The sequence below is a fragment of the Falsiroseomonas sp. genome (genome assembly GCF_041690465.1).
GTDB lineage: Bacteria > Pseudomonadota > Alphaproteobacteria > Acetobacterales > Acetobacteraceae > Falsiroseomonas.
Map to the genome: position 1 here is coordinate 1 of NZ_JAWLHG010000064.1, position 20459 is coordinate 20459.

Consider the following 20459-nt stretch of genomic DNA (forward strand, 5'->3'; position numbering starts at 1 on the left):
GCCATCGGCAACCTCCTTGACCGCTTCAGCCCCGAAGAATGCACCGACTACCTGCGACACTGCGGCTATGCACAGTCAGGCCAATAATGGTCTAGCGCATCCGGGCCGACCCTTCACGTCTTTGCGAGCGAGCCGGCTACGCGGCCTCCGCCGTCAGCACGATGCGCCCCACCACCTTGCCCTCGCGCAGCCGGTTCAGCGCGGAATCGGCGTTGCGCAACGGCTCACGCGTGATCGGGATGGAATCGAGCTTGCCGCCCTGCGCCAGCGCGACCAGCGCGCGCAGCTCCTTGGGGCTGCCGACATAGCTGCCACGCACCGTCAGCGCGCGCATCGCCATCACCGGCAGCGGCAGCACCAGCTCGCCCCCGAACAGGCCCACCTGCACCAGCTTGCCGCCCTTGGTCAGCGCATCGAAGCAGAAGCGCGCGGTCTCGGTGCCGTTGACCAGGTCGATGATGGCCTCGACCGGACCGCCGCAGAGCTCCACCAGGCGCTGCGTGACGTTCTCCCCGCTTGCGTCCAGCGTGTCGGAGGCGCCGGCCCGCTGCGCCGCCGCCAGCTTCTCCGCGCTGACATCCACCGAGACGATGCGCCGGTGCCCCATCGCCTTCAGCACGGTGATCGCCTGCAGGCCGAGGCCCCCTGCCCCGACCAGCACGAGGGGAACGTCGGGCGCCATCGGCATCACCTTGTTGATCGCCGAGAACACCGTGATGCCGGAGCAGGCATAGGTGGCGGCCAGCGCCGGGTCGATGTCGCCGGGATCCACCAGGTGCCGCGGCTCCGGCGCCAGCACATGCGTCGCGTAGCCGCCATTCTGGAACACGCCGAGCGCCTTGCCCTGCAGGCACATGTTGTCGTCCTCGGAGAGGCATCGCGCACAGGTGCCGCAGCCGACCCAGGGGAAGACGATGCGCCTCTGCCCGACGGCGAGCCCCTGCCCCCCCTGCGCCCCTGGCGCCTCCGGCCCCCATTTCACCACGCGCCCGACGATCTCGTGGCCCATCGCCAGCGGCAGCTTCACGCCGCGTTCCAGCAGCTTCATCTTGCCGCGGCTGCCGAGGTCCCACTCGCCTTCCCAGATGTGGATGTCGGAATGGCAGACGCCGGCATGGGTGACTTCCAGCAGCACCTGCTTGCCGGTCGGCTCCGGCGTCGGCAGTTCGATCTCCTGCAGCGGCTTCTTCGGCTCGACCACGGCCCAGGCGCGCATGGGTGCGTTTCCTTCCTTGCTGCCCGCATGGAACCGGGCGGCGCGGCGCGGGTCAACTCGGGCGGGATCGGTCGGAAAATGTCCCGCTCCCTGGCAAGCCACCACGGGCTGGGCTGATGCTGGGGCATGAGCATCGGCCTGTCCCTCCATGGCGGTAACTTCGGCGACACGCTGTCCGGCGAGTTCGGTCCCGACACGATCTACGGCCGCGGCGGCCGCGACCTGCTCTCCGGCCTCGACGGCAACGACATCCTTGATGGCGGCGGCTGGGATGACACGCTGCTGGGCGGCGATGGCGAGGACAGCCTGCGCGGTGGCCCGGGCGGCGACCGGCTGGAGGGCGGTGCCGGGGCCGATACCCTGCTCGGCGGCGATACCGGCTACGCGCCCGACACGCTGCTCGGCGGCGAGGGCGACGACCTGCTGCGGTTCGGTATCTCCCGCCTTGACGGGCCGCTCCCGAACCAGGCCTTCGGCGGCAGCGGCGACGACACGATCCGGGGTGACGACGACAAGGACCGGCTGCTCGGCGAGAACGGCAACGACGCCCTGTCCGGCTACGGTGGCGGCGACCGGATGGACGGCGGCTACGGCGACGACACGATCCGCGGCGGCACGGGCGATGATATCGCCTGGGGCGGCGACGGCCATGACGATCTGGCCGGCGAGGACGGTGCCGACACGCTCTGGGGCCACAACGGCAACGATGCGCTGCAGGGCGGCGAGGGCGACGATTTCCTGGCCGGCGGCGATGGAGGCGACACGCTGACCGGCGGCGCGGGCGCCGATGTCTTCGCCATCCGCTCCGCCTGGGCGAGCCGGGACGTGATCACCGATTTCGATCCGGCGGAAGGCGACCGGGTGGACCTCGGCAATCTGGCATGGCCGGGCTGGATCACGAGCCTGGTGCAGGTCGGCGCGGAGCGCGTGGCGCTGCGCGTGGTCTCGGAAACCGACGAGACCTGGAAGTGGACGACCTTCGTCTTCGAGAACACGACGCTCGCGGATTTCAGCGGCGAGTGGCTGGTGGGCTGATCCCCTCTCCCCGATCGGGGAGAGGGGCAGCCAATCAGAACGGCCGGTTCTGCGTCGGCTTCGGCGCGCTCGACTTCGCCTGCATCAGCACGCGGCGGATGTCCTCCTCCAGCTTCTGCAGCTCCTCCGCCGCCCGCTCGCGCTGGCCGCGAGCCTCGTCGGCGATCTTCAGGCTGTCCTCGATGGTGGCGACCAGCGCAGCGTTCGCCTTCTGCACCGCCTCGATGTCGAACACGCCGCGCTCAAGCTCCGTCCGGGCCTCCAGGTTGCCGCGCCGCAGCGTCTCGGCATTGGCGGTCAGCAGGCGGTTGGTGAGGTCGGTCGCCTCCTTCACCGTGGCGCCGGCCTCGCGCATGCGGTGGATGGCCAGCGCCTGGGCCAGCTGCTGGCGCCACAGCGGCACCGTGTTGGCCAGCACCGAATGGATCTTGGACGACAGCGCCTTGTCGTTCTCCTGGATCAGCCGGATCGAGGGCAGCGCCTGCATCGCCACCTGCCGCGTCAGCCGCAAATCGTGCACCCGCCGCTCCAGCTCGTCCCGCGCGCCGCGGAGGTCACGCAGGCGCTGCGGCGCGAGGTCGTCGCGCTTCTCGGCGACAGCCTTCTCCAGCGCCGGCAGGGTCTCCTCGTTGGTGCGCTTCAGCACCGCGTCACCGGCCGCGATATGGTCGCCGAGCGCGTGGAACCATTCGAGCGTCGCCTGATACAGCCGCTCCAGCCGCTCGACATCCTCGAGCAGGTGCGTGCGGTGGGTGTCGAGCCTGTCGCCGATGGTCTCGATCTGGCCCTTCACCGTTTCGTAGCGCTGGATGATGCCGGTGATCTCGGCGCCGGCCTTGGTGAAGATGCGCTGGAAGAAGTTCGGCCGCTCGTCGAGCTTCGTCACGTCGAAGCCGCGCAACGTGGTGAGCAGGCCGGAGAGCGTGCGCCCCGCCTCCCCCGTCTCCTGGTTGCGCGCGCCGGCGAGCATGGCGTCGGCCGCGGACTGCGCGCGCGTTTGCGCCTCCTGCCCGAAGCGCAGAATGGAGCCGGGATCGGACAGGTCGATCTGCTGCGCGAGGCTCGAGATCGCGGCCTGGTGCTCGGGCGTCAGCTCCGCCACCGGTCGCATCGGCTGCGGCACCGGCGTGACCTCGACGCTCGCGGTCATCTGCGGCGGCGCGGTATCCTGCTGCGTGGCGGGCTTGGTCGGCTCGGGATCTCCGAAGCTGATCCGGAAATTGTCGCTCATGCATAGCCCTCCTGGCGCAGCCGGTCGGACAGCACCTTCACCTGGATGTCGAGCGCGGCCGTCTCCTCCGCGCGGATGCGGTCGCGCAACTCGTCGGCCGCCGAGGTCAGGTCCTCGAGCAGCTTCGGCAGCGTCGCCGGCGGCTCGGCGCCAGCCTCCAGCCGCTCGCGGATGCGGTCCAGCCCGTCGAGATGGACGGCGAGGAAGCGCCGCGCCTCGGCGATGCGCTCGGGGTGCTCGCCGAGATCGTCCAGCACCCCGGCCATCGCGCCCGCCACGCCGACCAGCCGCGGCTCGGCAGCGATGCGCATCAGCCGGGTGCGGGCCTCGTCGAGGGGGCCGGGCGGGGCCGGCGGGGCGGGCGGCGCGGGTGCCGCGACTTCCTGCACCGCGCCGTCATACAGCAGCCGCGTGCCGAGCCAGGCGCCACCACCGAGCATCACCGCCATCACCGGGTTCATCGCGGCGCCAAGGCCGGCCACCAGGCCGGTGGCGACGCCGGTGAGGACCGCGGCGCGGTTGGTGTCGCCCTCATGGCCGCGCCGCAGCTTGCGCACCGCCAGCACCGGCAACCCGAGGCCGAGCGCGGCGGCGACCAGCCCGAGCGGATCGCCCTGGACGATCTCCGTCACGGCATCCAGCAACAACGGCCAGGTGAAGAGGGGCAGGAGCAATCCGCGGCTGCCGTTGCGGAAGCGGGAGAAGCCCCGTTCGAGGTTCTTCCGCGCCTCGTCCAACGGCGAGGGTGGCGGCTCCGACTGCCGCCAGGGAGGCGGCGGCGGGGGCTCCCAGGGTCGGCGCGCCATCAGCTGAACAGCGCCACGAAGCTGACCAGCCAGAGCGTCAGGGTCAGCAGGGTGATGCCGCCCACCCGCCGCGCCGGGGCGGGCAGGTGTTCGAGCAGCGGCCGCTTCGGGACGGGGCGTTGGTCCATGGTGCGATAAAGATCGCCCCTCGCCCTCCCGGCATCAAGGCCGGAAGCGCGGAGAGATCCCCCGCCCGGCCAGCTACCTTCGCTGCGACCGCGGGTCGAGCGCGTCGCGCAGCCCGTCCCCCATCAGGTTGAAGGCCAGCACCACCACGAATATCGCCAGCCCCGGCGCGATCGCCAGCCAGGGCGCCACCTCCAGGAAGCGCTGCGCGCTGTTCAGCATGGACCCCCATGAGGGGTCCGGCGGCTGCTGCCCGAGGCCAAGGAAGGAGAGCGAGGCCTCCGCGATGATCGCCTCGGCGATCGCCAGCGTTGCCTGCACCAGCAGCGGCGGGACGATGTTGGGCAGCACATGCAGCGCGGCGGTGCGCCAGGGCGGGTTGCCCAGCGCGCGCGCTGCCTCGACCCAATCGGTGGACTTCGCGTCCAGCGCCATGCCCCGCGCCAGCCGCACGAAGACCGGGCTGGCGGTGATGGCGATGGCGAGCATCGCATTCTCCAGCGCCGGGCCGAGGAAGGCGGCAAGTGCGATCGCCAGGATGAGGAAGGGCACCGAGAGCATCGCGTCGGCGATTCGCGACAGCAGCGCATCCACCCAGCCCCCCGCCAGCCCCGCCAGCAGGCCGAGCGGCACGCCGATGGCGATCGCGCCCATCACCGAGACCACGCCCGCCATCAGCGAGGCCCTCGCCCCCCAGATGACGCGGGAGAGCACGTCGCGCCCGTTCTCGTCGGTGCCGAACCAGTGCTCGGCCGAGGGCGGCTTGCGGATGCGCGACCAGCTGGTCTCGATCGGGTCGTAGGGGGCGATCCAGGGGGCGAACAGGGCGATCAGCAGGAAGGCGAGCACCACGATCAGGCCGGCCATTGCCAGCTTGTGACGGAGGAATCGACGCAGAGCACGGCGCGTCGGGCTCTCGCCGTCTTCCAGCGCGACCGGCGCGGCCGCGGCCGTCAGGGCGCGCGCGGAGAGGTCGGCACTCATGCGGCGCGCAGCCGGGGGTTGATCGCCATGTAGAGGATGTCCGCCACCAGCGAGAGCAGCACGAAGATCAGCGCGGTGGCCAGCACCACGCCCTGCACCACCGGATAGTCGCGGTTGAACACCGCATCCACGACCAGCTTGCCGAAGCCGGGGATGGTGAAGATCTGCTCGGTCAGCACCGCCCCGGCCAGCAGGCGGCCGAACTCGATGGTGCCGAGGGTCACCACCGGGATCAGCGCGTTGCGCAGCGCATGCTTCCAGATCACCACCTTCTCGGTCAGCCCCTTGGCGCGCGCGGTGCGCACATAGTCCTGGGCGAGCGCGGTCAGCATCGCCGCCCGCGTGTGGCGCATCAGCACGGAGGCGATGCCGGTGCCCAGCACGAAGGCCGGCATGATGGTGGTGGCGAGGCTCTGCACCGGGTCCTCCCAGAGCGGCACGTAGCCGGACGGGGGCAGCCAGCCGAGCTGCACGCTGAACAGCAGGATCATCATGATCCCGAGCCAGAAATTCGGTGTGGAGATGCCGAACAGCGCGACGCCGTTCGCGGCGAAGTCGGCCACCGTGTCGCGCTTCGTGGCGGAGAGGATGCCGGCCGGCACGCCGATCAGCACGCCGATCAGGAACGCCATGGTGGCGAGCTGCGCGGTGACCGGCAGCTTCTGCAGGATCAGCTCCGAGACCGGCATCCGGATCCTCCAGGAGAATCCGAAATCCCCCTGAAGCACGTTGCCCATCCAGGCCAAGTATTGTTCCCAGATCGGCCGGTCGAGCCTCAGCTCGGCGCGGATCTGGGCGATCACCGTTGGATCGCCGCGTTCCTCGCCGGCCAGGATCTCGGCCGGGTCGCCGGGCATCAGCTGCTGCAACCCGAAGATCAGGATGGAGAGGATCAGCAGCGTCGGGATGATCTGCCCGATGCGGCGGAGCAGCCAGCCGGTCATGCGCGTGCCTCCGGGCGCCGCACCCGCGCGACGCCGCCGGCCGAGGTCGGTCGCGCCCCCACCCCATCCAGCCTGCGGCGTCGCGGCAGTGCCGCGACGCCCCGCCAGGCGGGACATGGCACGCGCGCGCGGCGCGGGCGGGCGGGGACGCGTCGCATCAGTTCAGCCTCATGCCCTGGAGGCGGATCATGCCGTCCGCGATCGGCCGGTAGCCGTCCAGCCGCGTCGCGTGGATCATGATGTTCTTCCGGTGCCACAGGTACATCCGGCTGACGTCGCGCCCGATGGCGATCTCGAAGGCTTGCGCATAGAGCGAGCGCCGCTTCTCCACATCCTGCTCGGTGCGCGCGGCGTCGAGCAGCCGGTCCACCTCGGGGTTGCTGTACTTGCCGTCGTTCTGGCCGCCGGTGGAGTGGGTGAAGCTGTAGACGTTGCCGTCCGGATCGGTGCGGCCCGACCAGCCCACCAGCCAGGCCTCGAACTCGCCGCGGCGCGTGGCGGCGAGGCCGGAGGCGAATTCGGTCGCGCGCAGCCGCACGTCGAAGCCGGCCTCGCGCGCCATCGCCTGCACCACCTCACCGACCTGGCGGAGATCGGGGTTGTTCGGGATCAGCAGCTCCACCGGCACCGGCGCGGTGTGGCCGGCCGCGCGCAGCAGCTCCTGCGCACGCTGCACGTTGCGCGCCGGCGGCGTGAACCCGCGGATGTGGTAGCTGGAGGCCGGCGGGATCGGCTGGCGCGTCGGGGTGTACATCCCCTCATAGACCACCTGGTTGATCGCGGCGCGATCAACCGCGAGCTCGAAGGCCTGGCGCACCCGCGCATCGCGGCCGATCGGGGAGTTGGCGCGCTCGCCATTGCCGATGTTGAACTGGATGGACTGCCAGCCGAGCTCCTCCACCGCCACGCCGCGCAGGTTGCGGTTGCGCTGGATGGCACGGAGGTCATCCGGCTCCATCCGCTCGCCGAACTCGACGGCGCCGGATTGCAGGTTGGCCAGCCGCACGGTGTTATCGGGGATCGGCAGGTAGGTGACGCGGTTCAGGTGGATGTTGGCGGCGTCCCAGTACTCGGGAAAACGCTCGACCACGATGCGCTCCTGCGCCACGCGCTCGACGAAGCGCATCGGGCCGGCGCAGACCGGCCGCGTGCCGAAGTTGCGGCCCGCCGCCTCGGCGGCCTTGGGGCTCACCACCATGCCGGCGCGGTCGGTCAGCGCGGCGAGGAAGGCGGCGTTCGGGCGCGTCAGGCGGATGCGCACCGTGGTCGGGTCCACCACTTCGATGGCGCTGATTCCGCCCATCTCGCTGCGGCGAAAGCTGCCCTGCATGTTCAGGTGGCGGTCGAGCGAATAGCGCACCGCCTCGGCGTCCATCATCTCGCCGTCATGGAAGCGCACGCCCTGGCGAATGGTGATGGTCAGCGTCTGCGGATCGTCCCAGCGGAAGCCGGTAGCCAGCTGCGGCACCGGCTCCAGCCGCTCGTTGATGTCGAACAGCTTGTCGCAGACCGCCATGTAGACGATGCGCCCGACATAGGTGCGCGACAGGGTGGGGTCGAGGATGTCGGGATCCTCGCGCAGCGCGATGCGCAGGTTCTGTGCCTCGGCCGGCGGCGCGGCCGTGGCGAGCACGGCGGCGCCAAGGCAGGCGGCCGCGATTGTCCTTCGGATCATCTTGCTTCTCCCTCTGCTGTTAGCGGGTTGGACCGGTCGGTGAAGAAGGCCTGCAGGCGGCGCAGCCGCTCGCCGCCATCGTCGCGCTCGGAGGTCGGGATCGAGGCCGGCAGCCGGTGCTGCAGGTGGCAGGCGGCAGCATGTCCCCCGCCCGCCTCTGGCGGGCCGCCGCCGCCTTCGAGCTCCGGCATCTGCTCCGCACAGACGGCCTCCGCGTACGGGCAGCGGGTGCGGAAGCGGCAGCCGGAGGGCGGGTCGATCGGGCTCGGCACGTCGCCTTCCAGCGGCACCGCCTTCACCCCCTGGCCCGGCACCGCGGCGAGCAGGGCGCGGGTGTAGGGGTGGCGCGGCGCGCGGAACACCTCCTCGGTCGGCCCGTCCTCGACGATGCGGCCGAGATACATCACCGCCACCCGGTCGGCGATGTGGCGCACCACGCCGAGGTCGTGGCTGATCAGCACGAAGGTCAGGCGGAACTCGCGGATCAGGTCCTGCAGCAGGTTGATCACCTGCGCCTGCACCGAGACATCCAGCGCGCTGACCGGCTCGTCGCCGACGATCAGTCGCGGCTGGGATGCCAACGCGCGGGCGATGGCGATGCGCTGGCGCTGGCCGCCACTGAACTCGTGCGGCCAGCGGCGTGCCTGTTCCGGCCGCAGCCCGACGCGGGCCAGCAGCTCCGCCACGCGGGCGCGTTCCTGCGCACGCGGGACCATGCCGTGCAGGCGCAGCGGCTCCGCCACCGCCTCCTCCACCGTCATGCGCGGGTCCAGGCTGGCGAAGGGGTCCTGGAAGATCAGCTGCATGTTGCGCCGCCGCCGGCGCAGCTCCGCCGGCGACAGGCTGCGCAGATCCTCGCCCATGAAGCGGATGGCGCCGCGGTCGGGCTCGATCAGCCGCAGCATGACGCGGCCGAGGGTGGACTTGCCGCAGCCGCTCTCGCCGACGATGGCGAGCACCTGGCCCTCCTCCACCGAGAGCGAGACGCCATCCACCGCCCGCACGGCGCCCCTGGCGCGGCCGAGCGCATCGCGCACCGGGAAGGCGCGTGCGACGTCCTGCAATTCCAGGATCGCCGTCATGCCGCCACCAGCAGGCTGTCGAGCGGCGCGCGCCAGCAGGCGGCGACATGGCCGGCCGCCATCGGCGCCAGCGGCGGCTGCTCGGCGCAGCGCGTCACGGCGAAGGGGCAGCGCGGCGCGAAGCGGCAGCCGGGCGGCGGGTGGCGCAGGTCGGGCACCGTGCCCTCGATGCTGGCCAGCCGCTCGGCGCCGCCTTCCAGCGAAGGCGCCGCACCCAGCAGCCCGACCGTGTAGGGATGCTGCGGCCGGGCGAAGATCTGCGCCGCCGAGGCACGCTCCGCCACCCGGCCGGCATACATGACCACCACCTCGTCGGCATGGTCGGCGACCACGCCGAGGTCATGGGTGATCAGCATCACCGCGGTGCCGGTCTCCGCCTTCAGCTCGTCGATCAGCGCCAGGATCTGCGCCTGCACGGTGACGTCGAGCGCGGTGGTCGGCTCGTCGGCGATCAGCAGGCGCGGGCGGCAGGCCAGCGCCATGGCGATCATCACCCGCTGGCGCATGCCGCCGGAAAGCTGGTGCGGATACTGCTTCGCGCGCCGCCCGGCATCGGGGATGCGCACATGCGCCAGCATCTCAACCGCGCGGTCGAAGGCGGCGGCGGGCGAGAGGTTCTGATGCACGCGCAGCGCCTCGGCCACCTGCTCGCCAGCGGTGAAGGCCGGATTCAGGCTCGTCATCGGCTCCTGGAAGATCATCGCCATGTCGCGGCCGCGCTTCTTGCGCAGATCCTCGGGGTCGAGCGTCGTCAGCTCGCGCCCGGCGAAGCGGACGGAGCCGCCGATGCGCGCGCCCGGCGGGAGCAGCCCCATCACCGCCAACGCGGTCACCGACTTGCCGCAGCCGCTCTCGCCGACCACCGCCAGCGTCTTTCCCGGCATGACCGAAAGCGAGACGCCATCCACCGGGCTAAGCGGCCCGCGATCCGTCGCCAGCGTGACGGAGAGGTCGCGCAACTCGAGGACGGGATCGGCGGTCATGCCGCTTCCGATCGCTGGAGGGCGCAGCGCAGCGAGTACCGCAGGCGTGAATCGGCGGCGGCCATCAATCCTCCTCCGCCTGCGCCGCGGCGATCGCCGGCTGGATCACCGCGCGGTCGAACACGCCCGGGTGGTCGCGCCCGGGCAGGAAGCGGCGGAAATGCCGCATATAGCCGCGCCAGACAAGGTGCAGCCGGCGCAGCTCCGCCAGCGGATCGGGGTGGTCGTCCACTCGCAGGTCGAGATCGGGATAGGGATCGTGCGAGGCGACCTGGATTGCCGCCGATTGCCGGCCGCGCTTGTCGCCGCCCGCCGCCTCGCCGGCCTCCATCGCGGCGAGCAGCCGCTCGGCGAGGGTCTGGCCGGCGGTGGCCAGGAACGCGTCCCGCGTCGCCTCCAGCACCTGCGCGCCGGCCAGCATGTTGCCGGCCACCGAGACATCCGGCCCCGCCAGGTGGCCACACCAGGCGACGCAACCGGTCCCGGTATGCTGCGCGATCCGCCCATCGGCCGACAGCACGTGAACCTGCCGCGTCGCCTGCCCGGCATCGGCGCCGAGCAGCGCGGCCAGTGCCGGGCCCGGGGCGTCGCCGGCACGCAGCCGGGCCAGGGCGTCCGGCGCATGGAACGGGTTGACCAGCGCCTGGGTACAGGCCGCGCCGACCCCGCCCTCCACCCGCGGGCAGAGTGCGCCGGCGGCCAGGAACCGGCTGGCGACGGCGGCGCCGACCTCGCCCGTGGCAGGGTCGCGCGCCAGGATGGACCACGTCATCGGTTCTAACTGCCACGCCGGTTGCGCGACGCAACCCCGATATGGCGCAAGTTCCTTGGGCGCCGAGCCGCCCGGTGCCGCGCAACCGGGCAGCCATGCCCAAAGCCTGGGCGCCGGCCTGCGTTCATGGAGGCGGCTACAGCTTGACCTTCAGCGCATTGCCGATCTCGCCCACGACGCCGCGGCGGAAGGCCAGCACGCAGGCGATGAAGATGCCGCCCTGGATCACCGTCACCCAGGCGCCGAACTCGGCCAGGTAGTTCTGCATGGTGATGATCACCGCCGCGCCGACCACCGGCCCGAACACCGTGCCGAGGCCGCCGACCAGCGTCATCAGCACCACCTCGCCCGACATGGTCCAGAGCACGTCGGTCAGCGTCGCGATGTTGAACACCAGCGCCTTGGTGCCGCCCGCGATGCCGGCAAGGCCGGCGGAGAGCACGAAGGCCATCAGCTTGTAGTCGTCCGTCCGGTAGCCGAGCGAGGTGGCGCGCGGTTCGTTGTCCCGGATCGCCTTCATCACCTGGCCGAAGGGCGAATGCACGATGCGATGGATCAGCAGGAAGCCGACCAGGAAGATCGCGGCGACCAGCCAGTACATCGTCAGGTCCGCGGTCAGGTCGAAGATGCCGAACAGCGTGCCGCGCGGGATCGCCTGGATGCCGTCCTCGCCGCCGGTGAAGGGCGCCTGCAAGGCGAAGAAATAGACCATCTGCGCCAGCGCCAGGGTGATCATCGCGAAGTAGATGCCGGTGCGGCGGATCGCCAGCCAGCCGAAGGGCAGGCCGAGCGCCGCGCCGATCGCACCCCCCATCAGGATGGCGAGTTCCGGCGGCACGCTCCAGGCCTTGGCCGCGTAGCCGGTGACATACGCGCCCATCCCGAAATAGGCCGCGTGGCCGAAGGAGAGCAGCCCGACATAGCCGATCAACAGGTTGAAGGCGCAGGCGAACAGCGCGAAGCACAGGATCTTCATCAGGAAGACCGGGTACAGGAAGAACGGGCTGACCAGCACGGCGGCGACGAGCACCAGGAAGGCCAGCGCCTGCGGCCTGGTGAAGCCGAGGAACCCTGCCTCCTCGTGCCGCGCCGCGATCCCGCCGGCGGCGGCGATACTGCCTTCGGCCATGATTCAGGCCCTCCCGAACAGGCCGGCGGGTCGTGTCAGCAGCACGATCGCCATGATGACGAAGACGACGGTGGCCGATGCCTCCGACCAGAAGACATCGGTGATGCCCTGTACCAGGCCGAGCATGAAGCCGGTGACGACGGCGCCGAGGATCGAGCCCATCCCGCCGATGACCACCACCGCGAAGACGGTGATGATGAAGTTGGCGCCCATGCCCGGATGCACCGAGTAGATCGGCGCCGCCAGCACGCCCGCGAAGGCCGCCAGCGCCACGCCGGCGCCGTAGGTCAGCGTCATCATCCGCGGCACGTTGACGCCGAAGGCCTGCACCAGCTGCGGTCGCTCCACCGCGGCGCGCAGATAGGCGCCGATCCTGGTCTTCTCGATCACCAGCCAGGTGGCGAGGCACATCACCACCGCCACGATCACCACCCAGACGCGGTAGCCCGGCAGGAAGAAGTCGCCGAGTTCCAGGTCCAGCGCGCGGAACTCCGGCGGCGTCGCGTAGCTGAGGCCGGAGGAGCCGAACTCGTTGCGGAAGATGCCCTCGATCACCAGCGCGATGCCGAAGGTCAGAAGCAGGCCGTAGAGGTGGTCGAGCTTGTAGAGCCTGGCGATCATCGTCTTCTCGATGACGATGCCGATGATGCCGACCAGCAGCGGGGCGAGCACCAGCGCGCCCCAGTAGCCGATGCCGAGCCAGTTCAGCAGCATCCAGGCTGCGAAGGCGCCCATCATGAACTGCGCGCCATGCGCGAAGTTGATGACGTTCAGCATGCCGAAGATGATCGCGAGCCCGAGAGAGAGCAGCGCATAGAACGCGCCGTTCACCAGGCCGAGGATGATCTGCGGCAGGATCAGGCTCAGTTCGAAGAGCAGGTCGTCCATCGCCCGGCGTGCCTCGGCAATTCGGATGCGTCGTGGATCTCAAGCCAGCCGCCGCGGGCCGCCGGAGCGGCCCGCGGCGCGCGGGTCAGCTGCGCACCAGCGCGCAGCCGCCCTCGTTCATCGGGCGGAAGGCCTGCTCAGCCGGCGTCGTGCCGAGAAGCTTGTAGTAGTCCCACGCGCCGCGGCTTTCGGAGGGCTGCTTCACCTCGAACAGGAAGCAGGGATGCAGCTTGCGGCCATCGGCGCGGATGGTGCCCTCGCCGAAGCAGTCGTCGGAGGTCGGCATCGCCTTCATGCGGTTCACCGCCTCGGCGCCCGAGGCCTTCGCCGCCGCCACGCCCATGTCGCCCACCGCCTTCAGGTAGTGCAGCACCGATGCGTAGCAGCCGGCCTGCACCATGGAGGGCTTCACGTTGCTCGGCATGGCGCCGAGGCGCTGGGTGAAGCCGCGGGTCTTGTCGTTCATGTCCCAGTAGAAGGTCTCGGACAGCACCAGGCCCTGCGCCACCTCGAGGCCGAGCGCATGGACATCGGTGACGAACACCAGCAGGCCCGCGAGCTTGGTGCGGCCGCCGCGGGTGATGCGGAACTCGGCCGCCTGCTTGATCGAGTTGATGGTGTCGCCGCCGGCATTCGCCAGGCCGATCACCTGCGCGCGCGACCGCTGCGCCTGCTGCAGGAAGGAGGAGAAGTCCGTGGTGCCCGGGAAGGGCGTGCGCACGCTGCCGAGGATCTCGCCGCCCTGGCTGCGCACGAAGTTGGAGGTGTCGCGCTCCAGCGCATGGCCGAAGGCGTAGTCGGCCGTGATGAAGAACCAGCTCTTGCCGCCCGCGCGCACCATCGCGCCGCCGGTGGACTGCGCCAGCATCCAGGTGTCGTAGGTCCAGTGCACCGTGTTCGGCGAGCACTGCGCGCCGGTCAGGTCGGAGGTCGCCGCGCCGCTGTTCAGGAACACCTTGTTGCGCTCACGCACCAGGTTGTTCACCGCCAGCGCCACCGAGGAGGTCGGCACGTCCACGATCACGTCCACCCCGTCGCGGTCCAGCCACTGGCGCGCCACGGTGGAGCCGACATCGGGCTTGTTCTGGTGGTCGGCCTCGACGACCTCCACGTTGATCCCGCGCTGGGTGATCCCGCTCTCCTGCACGGCGAGGCGCACGCATTGCGTGGAGCCGGGGCCGGAGAGGTCACGGTAGAGGCCGGACTGGTCGTTCAGTACGGCGATCCGGATGGTGTTGGCGGCCTGCGCCTTGGCCGAGCGGTAGGGCAGCGCACCCCAAACCGGGGCGGTCGCGGCAGCGCCGAGAAGGGTGCGGCGGTTGAGGCTCATACGCGTCTTCCTCTCCTGGTGATCTCTGTTGCCCGGCGCTTCAGACGCCGAGGTAGTCGTGCAGCCGGTCCATGCTGGCGGCGAGGTCGGCATTCGCCACCATGTCCACCACCCGGCCGTGCTCCATGACGTAGTGCCGGTCCGCCACTGTCTGGGCGAACCGGAAGTTCTGCTCCACCAGCAGCACGGTGAAGCCGCGCTGCTTGATCTCGCGAATCATCGCGCCGATCTGCTGCACGATCACCGGCGCCAGACCCTCGGAGGGCTCGTCCAGCAGCAGGAGCCGCGCGCCGGTGCGCAGGATGCGCGCGATCGCCAGCATCTGCTGCTCGCCGCCCGAGAGCTTGGTGCCCTGGCTGCGCGCGCGCTCCTTCAGGTTGGGGAACAGCGTGTAGATCTCGTCGAGCGAAAGCCCGCCGGGCGCGATCACCGGGGGAAGCATGAGATTTTCCGTCACGTCGAGCGAGGCGAAGATGCCGCGCTCCTCCGGGCAATAGGCGATGCCGGCGCGGGCGATCAGGTCTGGCCGCAGCGCGACGATCTCCCGCCCCTCGAAGCGGATCGTGCCGCTGCGCCGGCCGACCAGCCCCATGATCGCGCGCAGTGTCGAGGTCTTGCCCGCGCCGTTGCGGCCCAGCAGCGTCACCACCTCGCCCTGGCGGATCTCGAAATCCACCCCGTGCAGGACGTGGCTCTCCCCGTACCAGGCCTCGAGGCCGCGCACCTCCAGCATCGGCGCGCCCTGGCCGGTGGTGGCGCGCGCCGCCGTCATCGTCTCAGACATGCCGCTCCTCCGCCTGCAGGGCCGGGTCGGTGCCGAGGTAGGCGGCCTTCACTTCCTCATTCGCGCTGACCTCGGCATAGGTCCCCTCGGCCAGCACGCGGCCGCGCGTCAGCACCGTGATGGTGTCGCAGAGCCCGGAGACGACCGTGAGGTTGTGCTCCACCAGCAGCACCGTCCGCCCCTTCGCCACGCGCTGCACCAGCGCCATGATGCGTCCGACATCCTCATGCGTCATGCCGGCCGTCGGCTCGTCCAGCAGCAGCATCACGGGGTCGAGCGCCAGGGTGGTGGCGATCTCCAGCGCGCGCTTGCGGCCATAGGGCAGCTCGCCGGCGGCATGCCGCGCATAGGCGGTCAGCCCGACATCCTCCAGCAACGCCATCGCGCGCGGATCGAGGCTCTTCAGCAGGGTCTCGGAACGCCAGAAGTCGAAGCTGCCACCCCGCGCGCGCTGCAGCGCCACGCGCACATTCTCCAGCACGCTGAGGTTGGGGAACACCGCCGAGATCTGGAATGAGCGCACCAACCCCAGCCGCGCCACCTCGGCCGGCTTCATGCCGGTGATGTCGCGCCCGTCGTAGCGGATGGTCCCGCGGGTCGGCGGCAGGAACTTGGTCAGCAGGTTGAAGCAGGTGGTCTTGCCGGCGCCGTTCGGCCCGATCAGCCCATGGATCGTGCCGCGGCGCACCTTGAGGGCGACATCGGACACCGCGACGAAGCCGCGGAATTCCTTGGTCAGCCCTTCGGTCTCCAGGATCGTGCCGCTCTCCGCCGCCGATGCCACGCCAGGACGCCTCCTGCTCTGCCGCGCCGGGGCACCCGCGCCGGAGCCTTGACGCCCGCGCATGCCCGGCATGTCTTATCGCATTCATGGATGCTGCGCGCGCGAGACGCAAGGGCGGCGCTTGGCGGTTCATCCGCCGCGAGCCGCGCGAACATTCCGGGACGGTCAGCCCTGCGCCAGCGCGACTGCCATGCGCCCGATCCCCTCCTCCAGCGTCGCCCGCGGGCAGCCGAAGTTGAGTCGGACGAAGCCCGCGCCCGGCGGGCCGAAATCAGGCCCCGGGTTAAGCCCGACCTTCGCCTTCTGCAGGAAAAAGGCCTGCGGATCGGCCGCCGCCGCGCTGCCTCGGCAGTCGAGCCAGGCGAGGAAGGTGCCCTCCGGCAGCGCCATGCGCACGCCCGGCAACCGCGCCGCGACCGCCCCGGCCAGCCAGTCGCGGTTGGCCTGGAGATAGGCCAGCGCCGCCCGCCGCCAGGGCTCGCCCTCGGCCAGCGCAGCCTCGGTGGCGACCAGGCCGAGGATGTTCACGTGGTCGGCAACGCTGGCGATTGCGCGGGCGAAGCGCGCGCGCAGCGCGGCGTCGGGCACCACCGCCCAGCAGGCATTGAGGCCGGCGATGTTCCAGGTCTTGCCGGCCGACATGAGCGTGATGGTCTGCGCCGCGACCTCCGGTCCCAGCGCAGCCACCGGCACATGCCGCCGCCCATCGAACAGCAGGTCGCAATGGATCTCGTCGGAGACGATGGCGACGCCGGCGGCCAGGCAGGCTTCGGCCATGGCAACAAGCTCGTCGCGGCGGAACACGCGCCCCGTCGGATTGTGCGGGTTGCACAGCAGGAAGGCGCCGCCGCGCGCCTGGCCGAGCGCATCGCGCAGCGCGGCCATGTCCACCTCAACCGTCGCGGTCAACGGCGCGTCGAGCCGACGCAGCGCCCAGTTCTCCGGCGCCTTCAGCATCGGCGGATAGACCGGCGTCTGCACCACCACGCCGGCACCGGGCGCGCAGGTGGCGCGCAGCGCCAGGTTGAAGCCGGGCACCACGCCGGGCAGCGGCACGATCGCCTCCGCTGGCACCTGCCAGCCATACTGCGCCGCGAGCCAGCCCACGATTCGATCCTTGAGACCCGCCTGGGAGACCCCGTAGCCCAGCACCGGATGCTCGAGCCGCGCGCGGATCGCCGCCAGGATCGGCTCCGCCACCGCGAAATCCATGTCCGCCACCCACATGGGCAGCACGTCCGCGGCGAAGCGTGTCCATTTCGAGCAGCCGCTGGCGCGGCGCTCGATGGGCTTGTCGAAATCGATCAACCGGGCAGTCCTCCAACCGTGACGGGCCGTGCGGGATCGGCGCTCCAGGCCGACCAGGAGCCCGGATACATCGCCGCCTCGATCCCGATCGAAGCCAGCGCGGCGACACCGAGGGCTGCCGAGATGCCGGCGCCGCAGGTCACGCCGACCGGGCGGCTGCCATCGGCACCCACGGCGGCGAAAAGATGGCGCAGCGTCGCGGAATCGGCGATCGGGCCGGGCTCGGTGAAGATGTCGGCGACCGGCGTGCTGACCGAGCCGGGAATATGGCCGCGCCGCGTCTCGCCTTGTGGCGCACCGCCGATGTAGTTGGGCCGCACCCGCGTATCGAGCAGCACGCCCGCACGCGCGATGGCGGCGGCCGCGTCGGCGTCCAGCACCTTCATGTGACCCGGCGAGAGCGTCACGTCGCCCGGAGCCGGCGCCGCGGCGCGATGGACGACCGGCAGGCCGGCCGCAATCCACGCGGCAAAGCCGCCATCGAGCAGGCGGACATCGGCGATGCCGGCCCAGCGCAGCACCCACCAGGCGCGACCGGCCACCAAGCCGCGATCATGGTCGTAGACCACGACCTTCTGGCCCTGCCGCAGACCCCAGCCGCGCGCATGCCGCTGCAACTCCGCGATCTCGGGCAGGGGCCGGCTGCCGCGCGTGCCGCCGCCGGGCGCGGCCAGTTCGCCCGGCAGGTCCACATCCACCGCGCCCGGAATGCGTGGCGTCGCCGCTTCGTCACCGCGCGGGTTGCGGATGGCGAGGATCGCCACCCCATCGAGTCGCGCGAGTTCGACCGGGGTGACAAGCACGCGCGCGCGCAGCGCTTCCTCCGACCCGTTCATCACCACACCTCCCGGCACGCGCCGCATGATGCCGTTACGCCGCGATTCCGGGGAGTCCCGTGGCCGGTCCGCGTGGAGCACACGCGACATCCGCGCCACGCGCATGCGCCTTCGTGCACGAAAAGCTTGATCTTGGACGGAACCAACGTCATCTGGATGACATCTCGCATAACCTAGACCGATGGAGCCGGCCGCCTATGCCGAAGCCCGACGCCGCCCGCACCGCAACGCCGACCGCTGCCGTGGACGCCAACGACCTCGCCGGCTTCGCCGTGGGCGATGCGGTGATGCATCCGGCGCACGGCGTCGGGCGCGTGACCGGCGAGTCCACCGCCAATGTCGGCGGCGAGCAGCTGGAGCTGGTCCACTTCGCCTTCGGTGAAGGCCGCCTGCTGCTGCGCGTGCCGCGCGGCAAGGTCAACGCCAACGGCATCCGCCGCCTGGCCGGCGGCGCGCTGATCGGCGAGGCGCTCGACGTGCTGAGCAGCACGCCGCGTGGTGCCGTACGCGGCGTCACCTGGGCGCGCCGCGCGGCGGAGCTGCAGGCGAAGCTCAACAGCGGCGATCCGCGCAAGGTCGCCGAGGTGCTGCGCGATCTCGGCCGCAACGTGAACAACCCCGAGCGCAGCTTCTCCGAGCGCCAGATCTTCGAGGCCGCGCTGGAGCGGCTGGCCGTCGAGATCGCTGCGGTGGAGAACATCACCCGCGAAGCCGCGGTGGCGAAGATCGCCGAGCGCGTGCCGGTGGCGCCGACGCCGGTCGCCGTCGCCGCCTGACGGCCAGGGCCACGGCGCCCCGCCTGCCGAGCACGGCAGGGGCGCCGGCGGCCTGCTTCTCAACATCCCGCGCACGGCCGCGCAACGGCGGCGTGATGCCGTATATGTCCTCCCGGCGCCCATGGCGGGCGTTCGGGGGAGGTGGCGCACTTGACGAGGGCGACGCCGCCAAGCGGCCAGGCTGCGCAGGCGCCGGGCACCGCCGAAAGCGACCGGCTCGCGGCGCTGCACCGCTACCGCATCCTCGACACGCCGGACGAGGAGCCGTTCGATCGCGTCGCCCTGCTGGCGCGCGACCTGTTCCGCACGCCGATCGCGCTCGTCTCGTTCATCGACGGCTCGCGGCAATGGTTCAAGGCAAGGGTCGGTTTGGCGACGCGCCAGACGCCGCGGGCCTGGGCCTTCTGCGAGCACGCCATTCAGGCCCCGCCGGGCGAGCCCTTCGTCGTCACGGATGCCCGCGCGGACCCGCGCTTCGCCGACAACCCCCTGGTCACCGGTGAGCCCTTCGTCCGCTTCTACGCGGCCTTCCCCATGCGTTCGCCGGACGGCTTCGCGCTCGGAACCGTCTGCGTGATCTCCGACCAACCGCGGCCGGAAGGCATCAACGAGGCGGAAGGCCGCTGGCTCTCCACCCTGGCGGGCCTTGCCTCCGACGAGCTTGAGCTGCGGCTGCATGCGCGGCAGGCCAGCGAAGCCGCCGCCGCCGAGGCGCGCCTGCGCCGCGCGCAGGAGGCCGCCGGCGTCACCGCCTTCGAGGCGACCGCTGAGGCATCGGGCGGCGAGACGCTGGCGATGGCGCTGCGCGGCCTGCTCGGCCTGGCCGGGCCGCCGCGGCTCGAGCTGCGCGAGGTGCCGGTGGTGCCGGTGCCGGAGGAGCGCGAACGGCTCTCCCTGGTCGCCGACCGTCTTGCCGCGGAGGGCGGCACGCTCGTCGAGGAGTTCCGCCTGGCGGGGCCCGGCGAGTCCACGGTGTGGGCGCAGTTGCGCGGCGAGGTACAACTCGGCGGGCCGAATGCAACGCCCGCCTGGCGCGTCGCCGGCCTGCTGCGCGATGTCTCCGAACGCCGCGCAGCCGATGAGCGGCAGGCACTGATGACCCTGGAACTGGATCACCGCGCCAAGAACGCGCTCGCCGTGGTGCTGGCGGCGCTGCGGCTAACCCCGTCGAGCGATCCCCGCCTCTATGCCGCCGCGGTCGAAGGTCGGGTGGCGGCCCTCGCCCGGGCGCACACCCTGCTCACCGCGACACGATGGGCCGGGGCGGATTTGGCCGAGCTGGTGCGCGGCGAGCTGCGGCCCTTCCTCGCCGGTGCCGATTCGGACGGTCCGCGCGCACGGGTCGAGGGCCCGCCGGTGATGCTTGCCGCGCACGCGGCGCAGCCGCTCTCCATGGCCCTGCACGAGCTGGCGACGAATGCGTTGAAGCACGGCGCCCTGTCCGCGCCGCGCGGCCTGGTGGAGGTGGATTGGCAGCTGCCCGCCAGGTCGCCCGTGCTGCGGTTGCGCTGGTCGGAGACCGGCGGGCCGCCGGTCCGCGCGGCGCCGAGCCGCATGGGGTTCGGCTCCCGCGTGCTGCGCGGCACCGTGCTGGACCAGCTCGGGGGCAGCCTCTCCTTGACGTGGCCGCCCTCCGGCCTGGTCTGCACGCTGGAGGTGTCGCGCGCCCGCGCGCTAGACCATTATTGGCCTGACTGTGCATAGCCGCAGTGTCGCAGGTAGTCGGTGCATTCTTCGGGGCTGAAGCGGTCAAGGAGGTTGCCGATGGCG

General features: G+C 71.2%; 20 protein-coding genes. 3 read left to right on the plus strand and 17 right to left on the minus strand.

Features of this window, described 5'->3' with window-relative positions; all coding sequences use genetic code 11:
* Positions 1–136: 136 nt before the first annotated feature.
* A complete protein-coding gene (locus ACESM1_RS28330; RefSeq protein WP_372624579.1) occupies positions 137–1216 on the minus strand; it encodes an alcohol dehydrogenase in 1080 nt (359 codons plus the stop codon).
* A gap of 126 nt (positions 1217–1342) precedes the next feature.
* Between ACESM1_RS28330 and ACESM1_RS28335 the strand changes: the two genes are divergently transcribed.
* Positions 1343–2251 carry a calcium-binding protein gene (locus tag ACESM1_RS28335; RefSeq protein WP_372624580.1) on the plus strand — a complete coding sequence of 303 codons (909 nt, stop codon included), beginning with the start codon at positions 1343–1345 and terminating at the stop codon, positions 2249–2251.
* 34 nt (positions 2252–2285) lie between these two features.
* On the opposite strand, the gene ACESM1_RS28340 is transcribed toward ACESM1_RS28335, so the two are convergent.
* The 16 genes from ACESM1_RS28340 to ACESM1_RS28415 all read right to left on the minus strand — a co-directional run bounded on the left by ACESM1_RS28340 (position 2286) and on the right by ACESM1_RS28415 (position 17913).
* A complete protein-coding gene (locus tag ACESM1_RS28340; protein ID WP_372624581.1) occupies positions 2286–3482 on the minus strand; it encodes a toxic anion resistance protein in 1197 nt (398 codons plus the stop codon).
* The gene (locus tag ACESM1_RS28345) at positions 3479–4288 is read right to left on the minus strand and encodes a hypothetical protein (protein WP_372624582.1); all 810 of its coding nucleotides are present in this window, start codon (positions 4286–4288) and stop codon (positions 3479–3481) included. Before ACESM1_RS28345 ends, ACESM1_RS28340 begins: the two co-directional genes overlap by 4 nt.
* Positions 4288–4416, minus strand: a complete 129-nt coding sequence (locus ACESM1_RS28350; RefSeq protein WP_372624583.1) for a hypothetical protein — start codon at positions 4414–4416, stop codon at positions 4288–4290. The genes ACESM1_RS28345 and ACESM1_RS28350 overlap by 1 nt, the downstream gene beginning before the upstream one ends.
* Before the next feature lie 73 nt (positions 4417–4489).
* Positions 4490–5398: an ABC transporter permease gene (locus ACESM1_RS28355; RefSeq protein WP_372624584.1), complete on the minus strand. Its 909-nt coding sequence runs from the start codon at positions 5396–5398 to the stop codon at positions 4490–4492.
* On the minus strand, positions 5395–6342 hold the full coding sequence (locus ACESM1_RS28360) for an ABC transporter permease (RefSeq protein ID WP_372624585.1): 948 nt from the start codon (positions 6340–6342) through the stop codon (positions 5395–5397). The genes ACESM1_RS28355 and ACESM1_RS28360 overlap by 4 nt, the downstream gene beginning before the upstream one ends.
* A gap of 157 nt (positions 6343–6499) precedes the next feature.
* On the minus strand, positions 6500–8017 hold the full coding sequence (locus tag ACESM1_RS28365; RefSeq protein WP_372624586.1) for an ABC transporter substrate-binding protein: 1518 nt from the start codon (positions 8015–8017) through the stop codon (positions 6500–6502).
* Positions 8014–9099 carry an ABC transporter ATP-binding protein gene (locus tag ACESM1_RS28370; protein ID WP_372624587.1) on the minus strand — a complete coding sequence of 362 codons (1086 nt, stop codon included), beginning with the start codon at positions 9097–9099 and terminating at the stop codon, positions 8014–8016. Before ACESM1_RS28370 ends, ACESM1_RS28365 begins: the two co-directional genes overlap by 4 nt.
* Positions 9096–10082: an ABC transporter ATP-binding protein gene (locus ACESM1_RS28375; RefSeq protein ID WP_372624588.1), complete on the minus strand. Its 987-nt coding sequence runs from the start codon at positions 10080–10082 to the stop codon at positions 9096–9098. The genes ACESM1_RS28370 and ACESM1_RS28375 overlap by 4 nt, the downstream gene beginning before the upstream one ends.
* Positions 10083–10146: 64 nt before the next feature.
* On the minus strand, positions 10147–10854 hold the full coding sequence (locus ACESM1_RS28380) for a DUF1028 domain-containing protein (protein ID WP_372624589.1): 708 nt from the start codon (positions 10852–10854) through the stop codon (positions 10147–10149).
* Between the two features lie 136 nt (positions 10855–10990).
* Positions 10991–11983: a branched-chain amino acid ABC transporter permease gene (locus tag ACESM1_RS28385; protein ID WP_372624590.1), complete on the minus strand. Its 993-nt coding sequence runs from the start codon at positions 11981–11983 to the stop codon at positions 10991–10993.
* Between the two features lie 3 nt (positions 11984–11986).
* On the minus strand, positions 11987–12871 hold the full coding sequence (locus ACESM1_RS28390; protein WP_372624591.1) for a branched-chain amino acid ABC transporter permease: 885 nt from the start codon (positions 12869–12871) through the stop codon (positions 11987–11989).
* Between the two features lie 85 nt (positions 12872–12956).
* Positions 12957–14201: an ABC transporter substrate-binding protein gene (locus tag ACESM1_RS28395; RefSeq protein WP_372624592.1), complete on the minus strand. Its 1245-nt coding sequence runs from the start codon at positions 14199–14201 to the stop codon at positions 12957–12959.
* 40 nt (positions 14202–14241) lie between these two features.
* Positions 14242–14985, minus strand: coding sequence for an ABC transporter ATP-binding protein (locus ACESM1_RS28400; RefSeq protein ID WP_411278384.1), 744 nt, complete (start codon positions 14983–14985; stop codon positions 14242–14244).
* Positions 14978–15769, minus strand: a complete 792-nt coding sequence (locus ACESM1_RS28405; RefSeq protein ID WP_372624593.1) for an ABC transporter ATP-binding protein — start codon at positions 15767–15769, stop codon at positions 14978–14980. The genes ACESM1_RS28400 and ACESM1_RS28405 overlap by 8 nt, the downstream gene beginning before the upstream one ends.
* Before the next feature lie 165 nt (positions 15770–15934).
* Complete coding sequence (locus tag ACESM1_RS28410; protein WP_372624594.1) at positions 15935–17077, minus strand: MalY/PatB family protein; 1143 nt, start codon at positions 17075–17077, stop codon at positions 15935–15937.
* A complete protein-coding gene (locus ACESM1_RS28415) occupies positions 17074–17913 on the minus strand; it encodes a sulfurtransferase (RefSeq protein WP_372624595.1) in 840 nt (279 codons plus the stop codon). Before ACESM1_RS28415 ends, ACESM1_RS28410 begins: the two co-directional genes overlap by 4 nt.
* A gap of 197 nt (positions 17914–18110) precedes the next feature.
* Here ACESM1_RS28415 and ACESM1_RS28420 point away from each other — a divergent pair, with 197 nt between their 5' ends.
* Positions 18111–18689: a CarD family transcriptional regulator gene (locus tag ACESM1_RS28420; protein ID WP_372624596.1), complete on the plus strand. Its 579-nt coding sequence runs from the start codon at positions 18111–18113 to the stop codon at positions 18687–18689.
* A gap of 150 nt (positions 18690–18839) precedes the next feature.
* A complete protein-coding gene (locus tag ACESM1_RS28425) occupies positions 18840–20393 on the plus strand; it encodes an HWE histidine kinase domain-containing protein (RefSeq protein ID WP_372624597.1) in 1554 nt (517 codons plus the stop codon).
* The last annotated feature ends 66 nt before the right edge of the window (positions 20394–20459 follow it).